The organism is Streptomyces sp. NPDC006510 (assembly GCF_040611955.1).
Classification (GTDB): Bacteria; Actinomycetota; Actinomycetes; order Streptomycetales; family Streptomycetaceae; genus Streptomyces.
This window is the reverse complement of the sequence record NZ_JBEXPH010000008.1, coordinates 85,947-104,659: the sequence shown is the minus strand read 5'-3', so window position 1 is coordinate 104,659 and position 18,713 is coordinate 85,947. Positions and strand designations below refer to the sequence as shown.

Below are 18,713 nucleotides of genomic sequence, written 5' to 3'. Positions count from 1 at the left end.
TCTCCTCCCGCTGCAACCTCGGATACGCGCCGACGACGGGTGACGTGAACTCCCAGCCTCCCGGTCCGCCCGGCCCGCCCGGTCCGCCCGGCCCGCCCGGTCCGCCCGGAGTGCCGCAGGGCGCCCCCGGCCCCGTACCGCCGAATCCGCATACCCCGCCGCCCCCGGCGAACGCATATCCGCAGGCGCCGACCGGCCAGCCGACCGTCGGACCCGGCTACCAGGCCGTGCTGCGCTACCGCGCGCCCGACGGCAGCGAGCAGCAGCTGATCCGCCGCTCGGCGCCCGGCACCCCGCACCCCGAGTGGCAGATGCTGCACGAGCTGCGGGCGATGAACGTGCCGCCGCAACAGGTCATCGAGCTGCACACCGAGCTGGAGTCCTGCGAGCTGCCCGGTGGCTACTGCGCGCGGATGATCCGTGAGACCTGGCCGCAGGTGCGGATCACCAGCGTCGCTCCGTACGGCACCGATCACGCCAGCCGCCAGCAGGGCATGCAGCATCTGCTGACCCACCAGGGCGAGCTGCACCAGGTGGCGGACGGGCCGGCCCGTCCGGCGCCGGTGCGGGCCCCGCTGCCGCAGATGCCGCCCGCGATGGCGGCACCGCCGGAGGCCATCGCGGACGAGCTGCTGCAGACCTTCGGGCCGCAGGGCATCCTCCGCTTCGACCAGCGCGCCGTTTCCCGCCAGGGCGTGCCCGAGACCGTGGCGCGCACGCTGGTGTGGGCGGGGCTGCCCGCCGACTTCGGGCCGTTCTTCTGGGCCCAGCCGGGTCAGCCGGTGGTGCCGACGCTGGCCGAGCTCGCCGCACAGCGCCAGGTGCAGGCCGCCCCCGACGCGGGGTCGTATCTCGTCATGGGGTCCGACTTCGGGCGGGCGCTCTGTGTCCAGTACGGGACCGCGAACATCGTGGCCGTGCCGGTCGAGGCGGGACCGGGCGGGCAGTCGGTGGCGCCGCAGTTCGTGAACACCGGGCTGCCGGAGTTCCAGCGTTCGATGGCGCTGCTCGGCCGGATGTGGCGGCTGCGCTTCGGGCTCAACCCGGAGCAGGCGGGCCGCTGGACGGTCGACTTCCAGGCCCAGCTGGTGGCGCTGGACGCGGCGGCGCTGGCGTCACCGGAGAGCTGGTGGTCCGTCCTTCTTGAGCAGATGTGGGACGGCCTGATCTGACCCGGCGGCTTCCGCGACGGCGCCCGGCTCCCCGAGAGGGGGCCGGGCGTCGTGCTGTCTGTGATGCCTGTCGCTTCCGTCCGGAAAGCAGTTGATCGATTCCGACTTCTTGGCCAATTGCCGCATCCTTGACGTATTGCTGGTGGTCGGAGAGTCGGAAAGAGGCTTCAAGGATGAGTTCTGCACCGGTGTCCGCGCATGGCTTCGTCGGCGTACGCGGACGTGGCTACCGTCCGGAGCAGGTGGACCGCGCGGTGGCCGCGCTGTCGGCGGAGCGGGACGGGGCGCTGGACGAGGTGTCCCGGCTGACCGCGCTGGTGGAAGAACTGTCGGCGGAGTCGGTCCGGCTGAGCGAGGTCGTCGCCACGCTCGCCCCGCAGAACTACGAAACGCTGGGTGAGCGTGCCCAGCAGATCCTGGCGCTCGCCGAGAGCGAGGCGGAGACCGTACGGGGCGCCGCCCAGGAGGAGGCGCAGGCGCTGCGGGACGCGGCGCAGGAGGCGGGCCGAGGGCTCCGTGCCTCGGCGCGGGCGGATGCCGAGGTCATGCGGGCGGCGGCCGTGCAGCACGCCGACGCGACGCTGTCCGCGGCGAGGGGCACCGCCGACGGGGCCGTCGCCGAGGCCCGCGAGGAGGCCGCGGAGGTGCGGGAGCGGGCGGAGTCCATGATGGCGGAGACGGTCCGCCGCACCGAGAGCGTTCTCGCGCACCAGGAGCAGGAGCACTCCGAGCGGTGGCAGGCGGCCGAGCGCGAGGTGGCCGAGGCCGAGGCCGCGCAGTCGGCGCACCACGACGAGCTGACCGAGCAGGCAGAGGCCCGGCTGGCCGAGGCGCGGCGGGCGCTCGCGGAGACGGAGGAGGCCGCCCGGCACGGTCAGGAGGACGCCGAGGCGCGGGCCGCGGAGCTGATCGCGGAGGCCAGGGTCCGTGAGGAGCGGGTGGTCCGGGAGACGGAGCGGATCGTGCGGGAGCACGAGGAGGGCCGCGAAGAGGTGCAGGCGCACATGGCGCACGTACGGAATTCGCTCGCGGCACTCACCGGGCGGGTGACACCGGCGGAGGACTGATCCGGCCGGCTCCTCTCCCGGCCCCCGTACGTGGCCGAGTAACCGTCGTGCGCCCGTTCGGGCCTGGGCTAATCTGACGCCATGCGCGGGGGAGCTGAAGAAGAGTCACGTTTACTGGGCAGCGGAGCCACACCGACGGAGCCGGACGATCCCCGGCGGATCGGCGCTTTCCGGCTGCTCGGCATCCTCGGTACCGGCGGGATGGGGCGGGTCTATCTCGGCACCTCGGCGGGGCGGTACGCGGCGGTCAAGCAGGTGCTGCCGGTGCTGGCCGCGGACAAGGACTTCCTGTCCCACTTCGGGCACGAGCTCGACAATCTCGCCAAGCTGCCGGCCGGGGTCAGCGCGCGGCTGCTGGCCAGTGACCGCACGGCTCAGCCCCCGTGGTTCGCCACGGAGTACATCCCCGGCGTCACCCTGAGCGACGCGCTGCGGCTGAACGGGGGCCCGCTGCCCGCCGAGAGCCTGTGGCGGCTGCTCCGCGACGGGGCGGGCGGCCTGCGGGCCGTGCACGCGGCCGGCATGGTGCACCGCGACCTCAAGCCCTCCAACGTCATGCTGACGCTCGACGGTGTGAGCCTGATCGACTTCGGGGTGGCCCGCGCGGCCGACCAGTCCAGGGTGACCAGGACCGGGATGGTCATCGGGACGCCTGCCTACATGGCCCCCGAACAGGCCATGGCCGAGCGGGATCTGACCGGTGCGGCGGATGTGTTCGCGCTGGCCGGCCTGCTGCTGTTCGCGGCGAACTGCCGCCCGCCGTTCGGCGACGGGTCGGGGCCGGGCCTGTTCTACCGGATCGTCCACACCGACCCCGACCTCGGGCGCCTGCCGGACATCGATCCGGACCTGGCCGCCGTGGTCGAGTCCTGTCTCGCCAAGGACGCCGCGGACCGGCCGACGGCCGACCAACTCTTCGAGATCGCCGACGGCCATGTGCCCGCCGCGGCCTCCGCGCCCTGGCCGCCGGCCGTCACGGAACGGATCACCGAGCGGGCGGCGTTCGCGGCGAAGCCGCCGCCGGCCGAGGAGCCCGAACCGGAGCCGGTCGCGCCCGTCCCCGCCGGGCCCTCGCTGCCGGATGTCCGGACGACCGGCGTCCCGGAGAAGCCGCGCAGGCGCCGCTCCCGGGTGCTGCTCATCGCGCTCCCCGTCGTGGTGGTCACGGGCACGACCCTGACCCTCGCGCTCGGGCCGTACCAGATCGGCGGCTCCCGCGGTGCGGACTCCGATGTCGCGGCGCCGTCGGTCACCGTCGGTCCGTCCGGATCCGCGGCGGACGGCCGCTCCACGGACCCCGAGGCGTCGCCCTCCCGCTCGTCGGGCTCCGGGCCGGGTTCGAAATCCGCCTCGCCGGACGGCTCCGCCGACGAGCCGAAGGACGGGAACGGCGGGAAGGACGGGAAGGGCGGGTCCGACGGCGCCGGGGGTTCCGGTTCCGGCGGGTCCGGCGGTTCCGACGGCTCCGGTCCCTCGGACGGCTCCGGTTCCGGCGGCACCAAGCCCTCCGGCGGCTCCGGCTCCGGTGGTTCCGGCGGCTCGGGCGGCGGCGGACAGATCCCGGCACCCTCGGGGCAGTACTACCTCAAGAACGCGTCCAACAAGCGGTGCCTGGGCGAGTCCGCGTCCCCGTACGGGGGCTCCATGCTCATGAACTCGGTGTGCGGCGAGCCGGCGCACAACGGGGCCACGCTCTACTACAAGTGGACGTACAAACCCACGTCCGGCGGCAGGTTCAAGCTGGTCGGCCAGGGCACCGGCAACTGCCTCAGGCTGAACGGCCCCGCGGGGCTGTCGGCCGAGACCTGCAACGCCTCCGAGTCCCAGGTCTGGCGGATCGGGGCCAAGACGTCGAGCGGTCACACCCTGGTGAACGTCGCCGAGGGCGTCTGCCTCCAGATGTTCAGCAGCATCGGCTTCCAGGCGGTGGCGTGCAACCCCTCGGAGCCGGCCCAGCTGTGGCGCAACTCCTGACCGGCGCGCAGGGGGTGGGCCCCCGCGCGCCGTACGGGCCCTGGCCCGGCGGCCGTGTTCAGTGCCGGGATGTCGGCGGCACGCCCGCCAGGATCCGGGGCTCCTCGCTCTGGTAGAGCCGGCGAGCCGCGGGGGCCGTGTGGCGGGGGAGCACCGTTCCCAGCCAGCCCGCCAGGAATCCGGCCGGGATGGAGACGAGCCCGGTGGTGGTGTACGGGAACCAGTTGAAGTCGTGGTCGGGGAAGACCGAGGTGGGGGAACCGGAGACCAGGTTGGTGCCGGTGATCAGCACCAGCGTGGTGAGGGTGCCGACGATGAGGGTGCAGAGCAGTCCGGTGCGGGTGAAGCGCCGCCAGAACATGCTGTAGAGGAGCGCCGGGGCGAGCGCGGAGGCGCCGACGCAGAACGAGAGCGTCGCCAGCGCCTGTACGTTCCAGTGTCTGGCCACGACGGCGAGAACGGTGGCGAGCAGTCCGACGACGATCGCCGAGATCTGTGCCGTACGCATCTCGGACAGACCCGCCAGCGGCTTGCGGTCCGGGTCGCGCACCCCGTGCAGACCGTGCGCGAAGAGGTCGTGGGCGAGGGAGTTGGCGCAGGACAGGATCATTCCGGCGACCGAGGCGAGCAGGGTGAGGAAGATCGCCGTCGTCATCGTCGTGATGATCAGGGCCCCCATCTGCGTACCGTTCGCGACCTCTCCGCTGATCTGGAGGATCGCGCTGTTCCCGGACGCCCCGGCGGAGGTGATGACGTCATGGCCGACGAGGGCCCCCGCGCCGAAGCCGATCACGACGAGCAGCAGGCAGATCGCGCCGACCACGCCGACCGCCCAGGACATCGAGCGGCGGACCGCCTGGGTGGAGCGGGCGCTCGACATGCGCATCGTGACGTGCGGCAGGCAGGCGGCACCGAGCACCACGGTCAGTTCGGAGCTGACCATGTCCAGTCCGCTGCCGTCGAACTGGAGCCCCGAGCGCAGGTACGCGGCCCCCGCGCCGCTGCTCTGCCGGGCGGCCGAGAGCAGGGAGTCGGTGTTCCAGCCGAACCGGTTCATGATCAGTACGGCGATGGTGAGGGCGGCCACGAAGAGGACCACGGTCTTCACGATCTGGATCAGCGAGGTGCCCTTCATCCCGCCGATCGCCGCGTAGCCGATCATCAGGGTGCCGAGCCCGATGATGGCGCCGGTGCGGAACCCCGAGGTGTCGAACCCCAGGATGAAGGCGAGCAGATCGCCGCTGCTGGCGAGCTGGACCACCATCATCGGAACGAGCGCGGCGAGGGTGGCCGCGCAGGCGGTGATGCGGACCGCGCGGCCCGGGGCGCGGCGCACCAGCACGTCGCCCATGGTGAACCCGCCCGCGTTGCGCAGCGGTTCGGCGAGCAGGAACATCAGCAGCACGAGCGAGAGGGTGATGCTCAGGGCGAGGATCAACCCGTCGTAGCCGGTGAGGGCGATGATGCCGGTGGTGCCGAGCACCGTGGCCGCGGAGAGGTAGTCGCCCGCGAGGGCGAGGCCGCTGTGCATGGGCGAGAGCGAGCGGGAGCCGGTGTAGAACTCGTCGAGGTCGTCGCGGTCCGGGCCGGTCATCACACAGAGCAGCAGCGCCACGCTGCCCACGGCGAGGAAGGCCACCAGGGACATCGACTGCGCGGAGTTGTCGAATCCGTTCACCGCGCCGCTCCCGCTCTGCGGATCCGGGAGGCGAGCGGGTCGACCGTGCGCCGTGCGGTCCGCTCGTACAGGGAGATGGCGAGCAGGGTCACGGGGAACTGGCAGAGCCCCAGGGCCAGGCCGATGTTGAGGCCGCCGAACAGCGGGCGGTCCAGCAGGTCCTTGGCGTATCCGGAGAGCAGCAGGAAGATCACGAAGTAGCCGAACGCGGTCAGGGCCGCGGTGCGCCGCAGTACCCGGTACGAGGTGCGCAGCCGGCGCAGGTCGCTGTGGCGGCCGGGCGCGGGTGCGGGGGTGCCCGGCGTGCTCGGTGTGCTCTGCGACCGGGGGGACGGCGCGGTTTCCGAGCTCTGCCAGGGCAGCAGATAGTCGGGTTGGTGCGGAGGCGGGGGCTGATGCTGCGGAGAGGGTTTCGGCAGCTGCTCGGGCCAGGAGGGGTGGGGGGACGGGGGCGGGGTTCCGTGCGACATCGGGGTGCTGCTCCTTGCATGGCTCGGGTCCTGGTCTGGACGGCAAGGCAGGAGTGCGGGTGCGGTCGGAAGCGCGAACATTACTCGTGGGTACGGCAGTTGGGGAGTGGGTGGCCTGAATTACCAGCGGTAATGGCTCAGTTGCGTGAGGCCCGGTGAACCGGAGGTGGCGGCCGGGCGGGAATGAGACTTTCCAGGACCGGGCGGCTGCACCCGTGGGACCAGCCCCTGATACGGGTCTCCACCCGGGGGCCGAGACCCTTAGGGGGAGCTCCTTATTTCTGGCCAGGGGTGGTTCCTCCCGGCGGAGGACGTGGCAGCGGGAGCCCGTTCCTTAACGTGTTCCTACACCGCGAAAAGCGGCTGAATCCCGCCGCGAACGCGGCCGGGCACGGGGGGCGGGGTGGGGAAAACCCCACCCGAGGACTGCGCTGGGCACCAGTGTGCCGCCCTCCTCCCGACACCAGACTCTGCATGTGCGCCGACACATCCCGAACGCGCTGACCGACATAGGAGATAAACCGTGACAACGGCTGTAACGATTCCCAGGCACGGGGACACTGGAGGGCGTACGGCCGTCGCTGCGCGAGCGCGGCAGGTCGTCAAGGCGTACGGGACGGGGGAGACCCGGGTCGTGGCACTCGACCACGTCGACGTGGACATCGTCCGCGGGCAGTTCACGGCGATCATGGGCCCGTCCGGCTCCGGCAAGTCGACCCTGATGCACTGCCTGGCCGGCCTGGACACCGTGAGCTCGGGGCAGATCTTCCTCGACGAGACCGAGATCACCGGGCTCAAGGACAAGAAGCTCACCCAGCTCCGCCGGGACCGGGTCGGCTTCATCTTCCAGGCGTTCAACCTGCTCCCCACGCTCAACGCGCTGGAGAACATCACGCTGCCGATGGACATCGCGGGCCGCAGACCCGACGCCGCCTGGCTGCGGCAGGTCGTGGACACCGTCGGTCTCGCCGAGCGGCTGAAGCACCGGCCCACCGAGCTCTCCGGCGGCCAGCAGCAGCGCGTCGCGGTGGCCCGGGCGCTCGCCGCCCGGCCGGAGATCATCTTCGGTGACGAGCCCACCGGGAACCTGGACTCACGGGCCGGCGCCGAGGTGCTGAGCTTCCTGCGCAGGTCGGTCGACGAGCTGGGCCAGACCATCGTCATGGTCACCCACGACCCGGTGGCCGCCTCCTACGCGGACCGGGTGCTGTACCTCGCCGACGGGCGCATCGTCGACGAGATGCACAACCCGACGGCCGACCAGGTCCTCGACCGGATGAAGGACTTCGACTCGCGCGGGCGGACCTCATGACCGTCTGGAAGACATCGAGGCGGAACTTCTTCGCCCACAAGGGACGCATGGCGCTCTCCGCCGTCGCGGTCCTGCTGTCGGTGGCGTTCGTGTGCGGCACGCTCGTCTTCACCGACACCATGAACACCACGTTCGACAAGCTCTTCGCCGCGACCGCGGCCGATGTCACGGTTGCCCCGAAGGCGCCCGACGAGGACGACCGACTCCCGGGCGACGGCAAGCCCGTCACGGTCCCCGCGTCCGCCGTCGGGCAGGCCGCGAAGGCCACCGGCGCGAAGGCGACCGAGGGCGTCGTCTCCAGCACGTCCGTCACCGTCGTCGACCGCCACGACAAGAACATGGGTCCGACCTCGGGTGGCCCGACGATCGCGGGCAACTGGACCAGGAACGCCCTGCGTTCCATGGAGCTCTCCTCCGGTCACGCACCGCGCGGCCCGACCGAGGTGATGGTCGACGCCAACACCGCCGAGAAGCACCATCTGAAGCTCGGCGACGAACTGCGCACCATCACCGCCAACGGCGACATCGAGGCGCGGATCAGCGGCATCGCCACCTTCAAGGTCACCAACCCCGGTGCCACCGTCGTCTATTTCGACACCGTCACCGCGCAGACCAAGCTGCTCGGCGGCCCCGATGTCTTCAGTGGGATCTCGGTCACCGCCGAAGCGGGCGTGGCCGACGAGCAGTTGAAGAAGAACGTCGCCACGGCACTGGGCGACACCTCCGCGTACGAGCTGCGGACGCAGGAGGAGTCGGCGGCGTCCAGCAAGGACTCGATGGGCTCCTTCCTCGATGTCATGAAGTACGCGATGCTCGGCTTCGCCGGGATCGCCCTCCTCGTCGGGATCTTCCTGATCGTCAACACCTTCTCGATGCTGGTCGCCCAGCGCACCCGCGAGATCGGTCTGATGCGGGCCATCGGCTCCAGCCGCAAGCAGGTCAACCGGTCCGTGCTGATCGAGGCGCTGTTCCTCGGCGTCGTCGGCTCGCTCCTCGGCGTCGGCGCGGGGGTCGGCCTCGCCGTCGGCCTGATGAAGCTCATGGGCGCCATGGGCATGGAGCTCTCCACCGAGGACCTCACGGTCGCCTGGACGACCCCCGTGGTCGGCCTGGTGCTCGGCATCGTCGTCACCGTCGTCGCCGCGTACTTCCCGGCCCGCCGGGCCGGGAAGATCTCCCCGATGGCCGCCCTGCGCGAAGCCGGAACCCCGGCGGACGGCGGCGCGGGCCGGATCCGGGCCGCGATCGGCCTGGTCCTCACGCTCGCCGGCGGCGCCGCGCTCCTCGGCGCGACGAAGGCCGAGGAGTCGGCCCCGGGCTCGCTCCTCCTCGGTGCGGGCGTGCTCCTCACCCTGATCGGCTTCATCGTGATCGGCCCGCTGCTGGCCGGCTTCGTGGTCCGGGTGCTGAGCGCGGTCATGCTGCGGGTGTTCGGCTCCGTGGGACGGCTCGCCGAGCGCAACGCCCTGCGCAACCCGCGCCGCACCGGAGCGACCGGCGCCGCCCTGATGGTCGGTCTCGCCCTGGTCGCCTGCCTCTCGGTCGTCGGCTCCTCCATGGTCGCCTCGGCCACCGACGAGCTCGACAAGTCCGTCGGCGCGGACTTCATCGTCCAGCCGGCCGGCGGCGACGGCGCACTGATCGTGGACCAGGCGGCGAAGGCCCTGAAGAGCGTGCCGGACATCGAGCACGTCACCAACTACAAGATCGTCAACGCCCGGCTGACCGCCCCCGACGGCAGCACTGCGAACGAGGGCCTGGTCGCCGTCGAACCCACGTACAAGGACGACGTCCGCCGCGAGACGGTCTCCGGCGAGCTGGCCGACGCGTACGGCAAGGACGCCATGTCGGTCGGTGAGAGGTACGCCACCGAGCACCACGTCAAGGTCGGTGACCGGATGACCGTCGCATTCAAGGGCGGCGAGAGCGCGAAGCTGAAGGTCGCCGCGATCACCTCGGACGACGTGAACATCGACAAGGGCGCGATGTACGTCAACATCACGACCGCCGCGCGGTACGTCCCCGCCGACACCCTGCCGCAGAACATGATCATGTTCGCGAAGGCCGCGGACGGCAAGGAGAAGGAGGCGTACGCCGCCCTCAAGAGCGCCCTGGTCAAGTACCCGCGGTACGAGGTGAAGAACCAGGCCGACTTCAAGCAGCAGCTCAAGGACCAGATCGGCCAGCTGCTGAACATCGTCTACGGCCTGCTGGCACTCGCGATCATCGTCGCCGTGCTCGGTGTGGTGAACACCCTGGCCCTGTCGGTGGTCGAGCGGACGAGGGAGATCGGCCTGATGCGCGCCATCGGCCTCTCCCGCCGCCAGCTGCGCCGGATGATCCGCCTGGAGTCGGTGGTCATCGCCGTCTTCGGAGCCCTGCTCGGCCTCGGCCTCGGCATGGGCTGGGGCACGGCGGCCCAGAAGCTGCTGGCCCTGGAGGGCCTCGGCGTCCTGGAGATCCCGTGGCCGACGATCCTCACGGTCTTCGTCGCCTCGGCCTTCGTCGGCCTGTTCGCCGCCCTGGTTCCGGCGTTCCGGGCGGGCCGGATGAACGTCCTGAACGCGATCGCCACGGACGGGTGACGCGGGCTGCCCACGTAGACTGACCGTTCCGGCCCCGGGGTGTTCCTCCAAACACCCCGGGGCCGGATTCGTGCGCCGGGACGTCGCCCCGGACACCCCGCCGGGCCGGATTGCGGGCGCGGCTGTCACAGCGGAGTCGTACGCTGGGAACCCCCGGCCCGTGCGACGTGTCGGGTCCTTCGTGTTGCCCCTACGCGTCGCTCCTGGCAGCAGCCGGCTGCCGGACCTCGCCCTCGTTACCCGGACGGAAGCCCTTCATGAGCCTGCACGGTCTGCTGGATGTCGTCGTACGTGATCCGGCGCTCGAAGAAGCGGTGAAGGCCGCCGGCGACGGCCACCGGATGCATGTCGACCTCGTCGGCCCGCCCGCCGCCCGCCCCTTCGCCGTCGCCGCGCTGGCCCGCGAGACCGGGCGGACCGTGCTCGCCGTCACCGCGACCGGCCGGGAGGCCGAGGACCTGGCGGCCGCGCTGCGCACCCTGCTGCCGCCGGACACGATCGCCGAGTTCCCGTCCTGGGAGACCCTGCCGCACGAGCGGCTGTCGCCCCGCTCGGACACCGTGGGCCGCCGCCTCGCCGTGCTGCGGCGGCTGGCGCACCCCAGGAAGGACGACCCGGAGACCGGCCCGGTCTCCGTCGTCGTCGCGCCGGTCCGCTCCGTGCTCCAGCCGCAGGTCAAGGGGCTCGGCGACCTGGAACCCGTGGCACTGCGCATCGGTCAGAGCGCCGACCTCGGCAAGACCGTCGACGCGCTCGCGGCGGCCGCGTACGCCCGCGTCGAACTGGTCGAGAAGCGCGGCGAGTTCGCCGTGCGCGGCGGCATCCTGGACGTCTTCCCGCCGACCGAGGAACACCCCCTTCGGGTGGAGTTCTGGGGCGACGACGTCGAGGAGGTCCGCTACTTCAAGATCGCCGACCAGCGGTCCCTGGAGATCGCCGAGCACGGGCTGTGGGCGCCGCCCTGCCGCGAGCTGCTGCTCACCGACCAGGTGCGGGAGCGGGCCGCCGCCCTCGCCGAACAGCATCCGGAGCTGGGCGAGCTGCTCGGCAAGATCGCCGAGGGGATCGCGGTGGAGGGCATGGAGTCCCTCGCCCCGGTCCTGGTCGACGACATGGAGCTGCTGCTCGATGTGCTGCCGAAGGGGTCGATGGCGCTGGTCTGCGACCCGGAGCGGGTCCGCACCAGGGCCGCCGACCTGGTCGCCACCAGCCAGGAGTTCCTCCAGGCGTCCTGGGCGGCCACCGCGGGCGGGGGCGAGGCCCCGATCGACGTCGGCGCAGCCTCCCTGTGGGGCATCGCGGACGTCCGGGACCGGGCCCGTGAGCTGGAGATGATGTGGTGGTCGGTCTCCCCGTTCGCCGCCGACGAGGCCGACCAGGACGACGACACGCTCAAGCTCGGCATGCACGCCCCGGAGGCGTACCGCGGCGACACCGCCCGCGCGTTCGCCGACACCAAGGGCCGGCTCGCCGACGGCTGGCGCACGGTGTACGTCACCGAGGGCCAGGGCCTCGCCTCGCGCACCGTCGAGGTGCTGAGCGGCGAGGGCATCGCCGCCCGCCTCGACCCGGACCTGGCGGAGATCTCCCCGTCCGTCGTCCATGTCTCCTGCGGCGCGATCGACCACGGCTTCGTCGACCCGGCGCTGAAGCTCGCCGTACTCACCGAGACGGATCTCACCGGCCAGCGCACCGCCACCAAGGACCTGGGCCGGATGCCGGCCCGCCGCCGCAAGACGATCGACCCGCTGACGCTGGAGACCGGCGACTACATCGTCCACGAACAGCACGGCGTGGGCCGCTACATCGAGATGGTGCAGCGCACCGTGCAGGGCGCCACCCGCGAGTACCTCCTCGTCGAGTACGCCCCCGCCAAGCGCGGCCAGCCCGGCGACCGCCTGTACATCCCGACCGACCAGCTGGAGCAGGTCACCAAGTACGTCGGCGGCGAGGCACCCACTCTGCACCGGCTCGGCGGCGCCGACTGGACGAAGACCAAGGCGCGCGCCAAGAAGGCCGTCAAGGAGATCGCCGCCGACCTGATCAAGCTGTACTCCGCCCGGATGGCGGCCCCCGGCCATGTCTTCGGCCCCGACACCCCCTGGCAGCGCGAACTGGAGGACGCCTTCCCGTACGCGGAGACGCCCGACCAGCTCTCCACCATCGCCGAGGTCAAGGAGGACATGGAGAAGTCCGTCCCGATGGACCGGCTGATCTGCGGCGACGTCGGCTACGGCAAGACGGAGATCGCGGTACGGGCGGCGTTCAAGGCGGTCCAGGACGGCAAGCAGGTCGCCGTGCTCGTACCCACCACCCTCCTGGTCCAGCAGCACTACGGCACCTTCACCGAGCGCTACTCCCAATTCCCGGTCAACGTACGGGCGTTGAGCCGCTTCCAGTCCGATTCGGAGTCCAGGGCGACCCTCGAAGGGCTCCGCGAGGGCTCCGTGGACCTGGTCATCGGCACCCACCGCCTCTTCTCCTCCGAGACGAGGTTCAAGGATCTGGGCCTGGTCATCGTCGACGAGGAGCAGCGCTTCGGCGTCGAGCACAAGGAGCAGCTGAAGAAGCTCCGCGCCAACGTCGACGTCCTCACCATGTCCGCGACGCCGATCCCCCGTACGCTCGAAATGGCCGTGACGGGCATCCGCGAGATGTCGACGATCACCACGCCGCCCGAGGAGCGCCACCCGGTCCTCACCTTCGTCGGCCCGTACGAGGAGAAGCAGATCGGCGCGGCCATCCGCCGTGAACTGCTCCGCGAGGGCCAGGCGTTCTACATCCACAACCGCGTCGAGTCGATCGACCGGGCCGCCGCGCGGCTGCGCGAGATCGTCCCCGAGGCGAGGATCGCGACTGCCCACGGCCAGATGTCCGAACAGGCCCTGGAACAGGTGGTGGTGGACTTCTGGGAGAAGAAGTTCGACGTCCTGGTCTCCACCACGATCGTCGAGTCCGGCATCGACATCTCCAACGCCAACACCCTGATCGTGGAGCGCGGCGACAACTTCGGCCTCTCCCAGCTCCACCAGCTGCGCGGCCGCGTCGGCCGAGGCCGCGAACGCGGCTACGCGTACTTCCTCTACCCCCCGGAGAAGCCGCTCACCGAGACGGCCCACGAGCGGCTGGCCACGATCGCCCAGCACACCGAGATGGGCGCGGGCATGTACGTGGCGATGAAGGACCTGGAGATCCGCGGCGCCGGAAACCTCCTGGGCGGCGAACAGTCCGGCCACATCGCGGGCGTCGGCTTCGACCTGTACGTACGCATGGTGGGCGAGGCGGTCGCCGACTACCGGGCCTCCCTCGAAGGCGGCGTGGAGGAGGAACCGCCCCTGGAGGTCAAGATCGAGCTCCCCGTCGACGCCCACGTTCCGCACGACTACGCCCCCGGCGAGCGGCTGCGCCTCCAGGCGTACCGCGCCATCGCCTCCGCCAGTACGGAGGACGACATCAGGGCCGTCCGCGAGGAACTCACCGACCGCTACGGCAAGCTCCCCGAGCCGGTCGAGAACCTCCTCCTGGTCGCCGGCCTGCGCATGCTGGCCCGCGCCTGCGGCGTCGGCGAGATCGTCCTCCAGGGCCCGAACATCCGGTTCGCCCCGGTGGAACTGCGCGAATCGCAGGAGCTCCGCCTCAAGCGCCTCTACCCGAAGACGGTCATCAAGCCGGCCGTCCACCAGATCCTGGTCCCCCGCCCCACCACCGCCAGAGTCGGCGGCAAGCCGGTCGTCGGCCGCGAACTGCTGGCGTGGACGGGCGAGTTCCTCACGACGATCCTGGGGTCGTAGCCCTGGAGCGTTGCGTGTATCGGCCCCGTCGGATGTCCGGCGGGGCCGATACGCGTGGGTGCGCGGCCGGGTCGGACCTCGTGGGGTCGCGGCAGGCGAGGTGGCCGCGCCGGAAGCGGTCGCGGAACTACTGGGGACGCCTGTCGATCAGGTGAGCGCAGGCGTCGCTCTCCCGGCGATCCGCTCAGACGGCGAACGCGCCGCGGTTGTCCTGGGCCCAGGTGGCGAAGGTGCGGGGCGGGCGGCCCAGTGCTCGGCGCACCTGGTCGGTGAGCCTGGCGTTGCCGCCCTCCGCTACCAGCCTGGAGCCGTTCCCCGCTGGGCGCAGCTCGCCGACGCGGTCGGCTACTACGACCAGTCCCATCTGACCGCGGAGTTCCGCACCATGATGGGCGTGCCTCCGGCGGCTTTCTTCATGGGCCGCCTGCCGCCCCTCCAGCCTTGCTGACGTGCCGTTCCCGGTGTGATTCCGGCCGCAACGGCTCGCGGGCGCGCTCATGAACACCCGTCAGCGGGGAAGGCATCCGTAGGATTCCCGGGTTCGGCTTTCTCCCCGTCAGGACGGTTCCGCGTGATATCTCCCCGCACTTACCGAGTGATGCTGCCCGCCCTCAGCGTGGCGGCGGTGCTGGCCCTGGCCGGCTGCGACCCCGAGAAGACGTCCGCCGGGACCGGGCGGCAGGGCGGCGGTTCGGACGGCGGCGGGCGGGCCGCCACCGGATTCGGGGCCAGTCCGCTCGACAACGCCGACGGTACGAAGCCGGGGCTCGCGCCGCTCACGTCCGAGGCGGACCGGGCGGCCGGCCGGAAGGTCATCGAGCAGGTGGCGACGAAGGGGCGGGGGCCGAAGACCGGTTACGCCCGGGACGAGTTCGGCTACGCGTGGAAGGACTCGGTCGACGGGATACCGCTCGCGAGGAACGGTTGCGACACCCGTAACGACCTCCTGGCCAGGGACGGCAAGGACGTGAAGTTCCGGTCCGGTTCGGACTGTGTGGTCGTGTCGATGACCCTCAAGGACCCGTACACGGGCTCGACCATCGACTGGCGCAAGCAGCAGGCCACCAAGGTGCAGATCGACCACGTCATGCCGCTCTCGTACGACTGGCAGATGGGCGCCGCGCGCTGGAACGAGGCCAAGCGGCAGCAGATCGCCAACGACCCGCTCAACCTCATCCCGGTGGACGGGCCGGCCAACAACGCCAAGCGCGACTCGGGGCCGGCCTCCTGGCTGCCGCCGTACAAGCCGGTCCGCTGCTCGTACGCGGTGCGGTTCGCGCAGGTGTCCCTGAAGTACGAACTGCCGGTCACCGGCGCCGACAAGAAGGCGATGCTGGAGCAGTGCGGCGGATGACCAAGTGACCGGGTGACCGGGTGGGCCGGGGGTCCGGGGGTCCGGGCGGGGGTGCCCGTCCGGACCCCCGCGTCGTCAGAGCCCCGAGCCTCCGGTCGCGTCGATCGACCTGCCGGTCACCCAGCGGGCGTCGTCGGAGGCGAGGAACGCGACGATGCCGGCGATGTCGTCCGGCTGCCCGACCCGGCCCAGTGCGGCGAGCGACGCGGCATGCGCCTCGGCCTCCGCGTTGCCGCGCAGCCAGCCCGCGTTGACGTCCGTGTCGACGACCCCGGGGGCCACCGAGTTGGCCGTGATGCCGCGCGGGCCCAGCTCCTTGGCGAGGTTGAGGGTGAAGTTGTCCAGGGCCCCCTTGGTCGCGCTGTAGGCGATGATCTCCGGCATGGCGATACGGGCCGCGCCGCTGGAGATGTTGATGATCCGGCCGCCGTCGCGCAGCCGCCCGAGCCCCTCCTTGACGATGAAGAACGGCGCCCGGACGTTCACGGCGAAGACCGCGTCGAAGTCCTCCTCGGTGAGGGACGTCAGGTCCGAACTGCGGCCGATCCCGGCGTTGTTGACGATGATGTCGACACCGCCGCCGGGTGCGTGCCCGGTGATCCGTTCGTCGAAGGCGGACCACAGGGCGGCCGCGTCGCCGTGCGTGCCCAGTTCCGCCCGGATCGCGAACGCCGTCCCGCCGGTCCTGCGGATCCCCTCGACGACCTCGTCGGCCGCCGCCGTGTCGCGGGCGTAGGCGACGGCCACGACGGCCCCGTCCCGCCCGAGCCGTTCCGCGATGCCCCGGCCTATGCCCCGGCTGCCACCGGTGACGAGTGCGACCTTGCCTTCGAGCGCGTACGTGGTCATGGCTGTGGACCGCTCCTCTATTGTTGAGTGCTCGTTCAAAAATAAGCTAGCACGACTTCTTGAGCGGGCGCTCTAGAATGTGTGGCATGGGCAATACAGGTGCGACGCGCGGGCGCCCGCGCTCCTTCGACCGGGATGCGGCACTCGCGGCGGCCACCCGGCTGTTCTGGGAGCGTGGCTACGGGGCGACCTCGGTCGGTGAGCTGACCGAGGCGATGGGCATCAGGCCGGGAAGCCTCTATGCCGCCTTCGGGGACAAGCGGTCACTCTTCGAGGAGTCGGTCCACGCCTACGGGCGCACCCCCGTCGGGGCGTTCATGGGCAACGCCCTGGCGGAGGAGCCCACCGCCTACGGCGCGTTCGCGCGCATCCTGCGCGAGGCGGCGGAGATCTACCCCGACCCCTCCCACCCGGCGGGATGCCTGACGATCAGCGCAGCCACCAACATCGCCCCGCAGGACGCCGAGGTCGCCGCCTTCCTCCGGGACCTGCGCAATGCCAACCTCGCCGCCTGGGAGTCGCGGCTGCGGGCGGCGCAGCAGGAGGGTGAGCTGTCGGCGGACGCGAGCCCCGGGGCCCTGGCCGGATATTTCGCGGCGGTGATCCAGGGGATGTCGCAGCGGGCCCGGGACGGAGCCGGGCGGGCCGAGCTGGCAGAGGTCGCCGAGCTGGCGCTGGCCGCTTGGCCGGGGGCGGGCCGCTGACGGAGCCCGCGTCGCACGGACGGAACCCGCCCCGGGGCGGGGGCGGGTTCCGGCGATCCAGCGGTACGGGTGGTTCAGGTCTTCGGCTTCGCCGCGGTGAACGGCTTGTCGAATGCGGAGAACTCGACCGTCACGGGGCCGGTGTCGTGTCCCGCTCCACCGTGCGGGAGGCGCAGTTTCAACAGGAAGGGTCTGCCGTCGGTGGCGACGTCCGCCGTCCACTTCCCGTCGTCCGTCCTGCCGGCGACGGTCAGGGCGGGTGTGCCGGAGCCGGGCGCGGTCGTCCATCTTTTGCGGGCCGTTCCGCTCCTCGGTGCGAGGAGGCCGAGGAAGGTCTCCCGGTCGCAGTAGCGTTCGGCCGGCTTCGCGTGCCGGTCGGCGGTGGTGGGCCTCACCCAGTGGCCGGCGAGGCCGGTGGTGGCCGTCGCCCGCAGCATCGCGGCGTCCGACCGGGTGTGGACCGTGCCGCCCGTCCGTACCAGCTCCATGGTGCCCGCCGCGCCCATGGAGAGCGTGACCGTGCACTCGCCCCTGATGTCCGTGGCGACGTACGCCTCGACCGGGCCCTCGGGGGAGGTCGTCTCCACCGTTATGCGTACCGACTTGGCGGCGCGGGTCGCCGCGAGGGCCTTGTTGACGACCTCGGGGGCGGTCAGCCGGTCGTAGGGGGCGGTGGCGTCGGGTGCGTCGTCCGGAAGCATGCCGCAGGCCGTCGCGAGGGCGAGGGCGGTCGCGGCACTCAGGGTGGCTGCCGAGGCGCGGGCGAGAAGGCGCATGGTGATCGGCTCCGGTCCGTCGGTCCGAAGGGGAGGGTCAGAGCTTCAGGTCCCACTGGGAGGCGTCGTACGTGAAGCCGGGGTTGACCTCGACGGTCAGGTTCTTGGCATCCGCCGGGGCGTCGAAGGCGAACTGGACCGTGACCTTCTTGCCCGGCAGGACCGTGCCGCTGAAGCCCGCGCCGACCTTGTTGTCGAAGATCTGCTCGGCGTCCACGCCGTCCTGGCCGGCGCGGGCCGAGACGCTGACGAGCGCGGAGTCGAACTTCTCCTTGCCCGCGTTCTCGATGACGACGGCGACCCGGTAGGCCTTCTTGCCCTTGGTGTGTCCGGCGGCGTACGCGTCCGGGGTGTACGAGGTGGCGTCGCCGACCGTGACCGTCAGGTCGTCGTCGTACACGGCCGAGTCGCCGGCCTCCAGTGCCTTGCCGGTGTCCTTCTTCTTGTCCGCGCCGCCGCCCTTGGCGGAGTCGCCGCCGGGCTTCGGCTTCGCGGAGGCCGTGGTGTCCGACACCGCCTTGTTGAGGTCGTTCACGGCGTCGTCCACGGCCTTGAACGTGATCACCGCGCCCACCACGGCGAGGATCAGCGAGATCAGGCCGAGCACGGCGCCGAAGGTGGTCACCCCCTTGTTGGTGGCCTCGCCGCGCTTCACCCGGCCCCTGCCGGCCAGGCCCAGGATCAGGGCGATGAGGCCGAGGATGCCGGCCAGCCAGAACAGGAACGGGATCAGGCCGGACACGGCGCCGATGACACCCAGGACGAGGGCGGCGACGCCCAGTCCGTTACGGGCCGGGCGCATGCCCGGCATCTGGGCGGGGGCGTACGGCTGCTGGGGCTGCGGGGACTGCGGCGGCTGCGTGAACTGGGACATGGCTGTGCCCTCCGGCAAAAGCAGAAGTGGGTGGTGAGCGGTTCCGTGCATCGCTCTTGTGTGGCGATGGGTCAATAACAACAGAGCTTGTGAACCGAGTCAACACG

At 71.4% G+C, this 18,713-nt stretch carries 14 protein-coding genes; 8 read left to right on the top strand and 6 right to left on the bottom strand.

What is annotated here, in order from left to right; genetic code table 11:
• The 3 genes from ABZY11_RS04810 to ABZY11_RS04800 all read left to right on the top strand — a co-directional run.
• Nucleotides 1-1,172: SUKH-4 family immunity protein (locus ABZY11_RS04810; protein WP_356477739.1), on the top strand; the 1,172-nt coding region annotated here is incomplete at its 5' end.
• 173 nt (nt 1,173-1,345) lie between these two features.
• Nucleotides 1,346-2,239, top strand: a complete 894-nt coding sequence (locus ABZY11_RS04805; protein WP_356477738.1) for a cellulose-binding protein — start codon at nt 1,346-1,348, stop codon at nt 2,237-2,239.
• A gap of 81 nt (nt 2,240-2,320) precedes the next feature.
• On the top strand, nt 2,321-4,213 hold the full coding sequence (locus ABZY11_RS04800; protein WP_356477737.1) for a protein kinase: 1,893 nt from the start codon (nt 2,321-2,323) through the stop codon (nt 4,211-4,213).
• Between the two features lie 58 nt (nt 4,214-4,271).
• On the opposite strand, the gene ABZY11_RS04795 is transcribed toward ABZY11_RS04800, so the two are convergent.
• Both ABZY11_RS04795 and ABZY11_RS04790 read right to left on the bottom strand, forming a co-directional pair.
• On the bottom strand, nt 4,272-5,861 hold the full coding sequence (locus ABZY11_RS04795) for a cation acetate symporter (protein ID WP_356477751.1): 1,590 nt from the start codon (nt 5,859-5,861) through the stop codon (nt 4,272-4,274).
• Nucleotides 5,862-5,887: 26 nt separating this feature from the next.
• Entirely contained in the window at nt 5,888-6,361 is a 474-nt protein-coding gene (locus ABZY11_RS04790; RefSeq protein ID WP_356477736.1) for a DUF485 domain-containing protein, read from the bottom strand.
• A 523-nt stretch (nt 6,362-6,884) separates the two neighbouring features.
• Between ABZY11_RS04790 and ABZY11_RS04785 the strand changes: the two genes are divergently transcribed.
• From ABZY11_RS04785 to mfd, 3 genes are all read left to right on the top strand, one after another.
• Nucleotides 6,885-7,673: an ABC transporter ATP-binding protein gene (locus ABZY11_RS04785; protein ID WP_356477735.1), complete on the top strand. Its 789-nt coding sequence runs from the start codon at nt 6,885-6,887 to the stop codon at nt 7,671-7,673.
• Nucleotides 7,670-10,258 carry an FtsX-like permease family protein gene (locus ABZY11_RS04780; protein WP_356477734.1) on the top strand — a complete coding sequence of 863 codons (2,589 nt, stop codon included), beginning with the start codon at nt 7,670-7,672 and terminating at the stop codon, nt 10,256-10,258. Before ABZY11_RS04785 ends, ABZY11_RS04780 begins: the two co-directional genes overlap by 4 nt.
• Before the next feature lie 257 nt (nt 10,259-10,515).
• Nucleotides 10,516-14,049: a transcription-repair coupling factor gene (gene mfd, locus ABZY11_RS04775; protein WP_356477733.1), complete on the top strand. Its 3,534-nt coding sequence runs from the start codon at nt 10,516-10,518 to the stop codon at nt 14,047-14,049.
• 184 nt (nt 14,050-14,233) lie between these two features.
• Here mfd and ABZY11_RS04770 read toward each other — a convergent pair whose 3' ends face one another.
• On the bottom strand, nt 14,234-14,413 hold the full coding sequence (locus ABZY11_RS04770) for a hypothetical protein (protein ID WP_356477732.1): 180 nt from the start codon (nt 14,411-14,413) through the stop codon (nt 14,234-14,236).
• A gap of 234 nt (nt 14,414-14,647) precedes the next feature.
• Here ABZY11_RS04770 and ABZY11_RS04765 point away from each other — a divergent pair, with 234 nt between their 5' ends.
• Nucleotides 14,648-15,403, top strand: coding sequence for an HNH endonuclease family protein (locus tag ABZY11_RS04765; protein ID WP_356477750.1), 756 nt, complete (start codon nt 14,648-14,650; stop codon nt 15,401-15,403).
• A 75-nt stretch (nt 15,404-15,478) separates the two neighbouring features.
• On the opposite strand, the gene ABZY11_RS04760 is transcribed toward ABZY11_RS04765, so the two are convergent.
• Nucleotides 15,479-16,252, bottom strand: a complete 774-nt coding sequence (locus ABZY11_RS04760; protein ID WP_356477731.1) for an SDR family oxidoreductase — start codon at nt 16,250-16,252, stop codon at nt 15,479-15,481.
• A gap of 86 nt (nt 16,253-16,338) precedes the next feature.
• On the opposite strand from ABZY11_RS04760, the gene ABZY11_RS04755 reads away from it, so the two are divergent.
• Nucleotides 16,339-16,956 carry a TetR/AcrR family transcriptional regulator gene (locus ABZY11_RS04755; protein WP_356477730.1) on the top strand — a complete coding sequence of 206 codons (618 nt, stop codon included), beginning with the start codon at nt 16,339-16,341 and terminating at the stop codon, nt 16,954-16,956.
• Between the two features lie 74 nt (nt 16,957-17,030).
• Here ABZY11_RS04755 and ABZY11_RS04750 read toward each other — a convergent pair whose 3' ends face one another.
• Nucleotides 17,031-17,732 (bottom strand): hypothetical protein, encoded by a 702-nt coding sequence (locus ABZY11_RS04750; RefSeq protein WP_356477729.1) that lies wholly within the window; start codon nt 17,730-17,732, stop codon nt 17,031-17,033.
• Nucleotides 17,733-17,769: 37 nt separating this feature from the next.
• Complete coding sequence (locus ABZY11_RS04745; RefSeq protein ID WP_356477728.1) at nt 17,770-18,606, bottom strand: DUF4352 domain-containing protein; 837 nt, start codon at nt 18,604-18,606, stop codon at nt 17,770-17,772.
• Nucleotides 18,607-18,713: the final 107 nt, after the last annotated feature.